Here is a 1601-nt window from a genome sequence, read left to right on the forward strand (position 1 = left end):
TCATCCGCACATGTGCGGATGAATGTGGGAACCCGATACCCTGAGGGCCGGATCGGCCGGCCCCGGGAGATCGGAGGACGGCATGTCCGGAAAGAAGAAGAGCGGCTCCGCAAGGGCGGTCCCGAGGGCCTACGGAAGGCTCACGAGGCACGAGCGGGACACGGTCCAGAGGATGCTGGAGCGCAGGGCGTCGTGCAGGGAGATCGCGAGGGAGCTGGGCAGGTCGCCCTCGACGGTGAGCGCCGAGGTGGCGTCGCACAGGTTCGTGACGGCGCCGAAGGCCAGGCGCGGCGAGCGCGTGGACGCCTCCGCCGACCTGTCGGCGGCCTGCCCGCGCCTGGCGGCGTGGCCGCGCTGCTGCAACGGGTGCGGCCGGTACCGCGCGATCGGCTGCAAGCGCCGCCCCCACGTCTTCTACGAGGCCCGGGCCGCGCAGCTGTGCGCCGACTCGGTCCTCGTCTCGTCCAGGCGCGGGATAGACGCCGACGAGCCCGCCGCGGCGGCCAGGCTGGAGGCGATAAGGGACTGCCTGCGCCGGGGGCTGTCGCCCGAGCAGATGGCGGCGCGCAACGGCGGCCCGGTGGACCTGTCGCCGTCGACCATCTACCGCTGGGTCTCGGCGGGCTACGACGGCATGACCAACATGGAGCTCAGGCGCAAGGTCGGCTACAGGCCGAGGAAGCGCGCCGCGGGCCGGGCGGCGACCCGCCACTCCGCCCGCAGGTCGCATGCCGCGTTCCTCGCCCTCGGGGAGGACGCGTGCGCCGCGGCCTGGGAGATGGACACCGTCGAGGGGGCCCGGGAGGACTCCGCCCGCCTGCTCACGCTGCTGCACCGCCCCAGCAGGCTCCAGCTCGCGCTGCCGCTGGAGGAGAAGACCGCCGGGTGCGTCGCGGACGCCCTGGAGGGCGTCCGGGCCATCCTCGGCGCCGACGGGACGCGCCGCGTGTTCCGCGCCGTCCTCACCGACAACGGCGCCGAGTTCTCCGACGAGGCGGCGATCGCGGCGCTGCTCGGCGAGGGGCCGGGCGAGACGAGGCTGTTCTACTGCGACCCCAGGCGCAGCGACCAGAAGGGCGCCTGCGAGCGCAACCACGTCGAGATCAGGAAGCTGCTGCCCAAGGGCGCCGGAATCAGGTTCGACCGGCTCGCCCCGGCCGACCTGGCGCTGGCCATGTCGCACGTGAACTCCGAGCCCCGCGGCGCGCTCGGCTTCGCGACGCCCGCGCGCGCCTTCAGGGCGATGCTCGGGGAGGACGCGGCGGCGCTGCTGGACGCCTACGGCGTGGAGGACGTGCCGCTCGGCGATCTCGACCTGACGCCGGGGCTCATCGAGAGGGCGCGCGCAGAGAGGGGCGATGCCCCGCTGGCCTAGCCTAGGAGAAAAACGGAATAGACGGACCGACCGTCCGGCTGAGTCTGGGAAGAGGTGCCGGGCGGCGGGCGGAGCATGGCCACCGGACCCATCGAAACACATCTCCACCATTCCTTCAACTGGGAAAATGCCGCCCCCGGGGCCCGGATAGGACCTCGGGGGCGTTCGGTTAACTGCGGGAGCGTGCCGTCAGCTCAATGTGTTCGGTTGGGATCGGAAATCAACC

1 protein-coding gene is annotated in these 1601 nt (G+C 72.5%); it reads left to right on the top strand.

Going from position 1 to position 1601, the window contains the following annotated elements; all coding sequences use genetic code 11:
• Window positions 1–82: 82 nt before the first annotated feature.
• Entirely contained in the window at window positions 83–1375 is a 1293-nt protein-coding gene (locus EFAMC2_RS00600; RefSeq protein ID WP_154025975.1) for an IS30 family transposase, read from the top strand.
• The last annotated feature ends 226 nt before the right edge of the window (window positions 1376–1601 follow it).

Source organism: Olsenella uli, assembly GCF_901212655.1.
Classification (GTDB): Bacteria; Actinomycetota; Coriobacteriia; order Coriobacteriales; family Atopobiaceae; genus Parolsenella; species Parolsenella uli_A.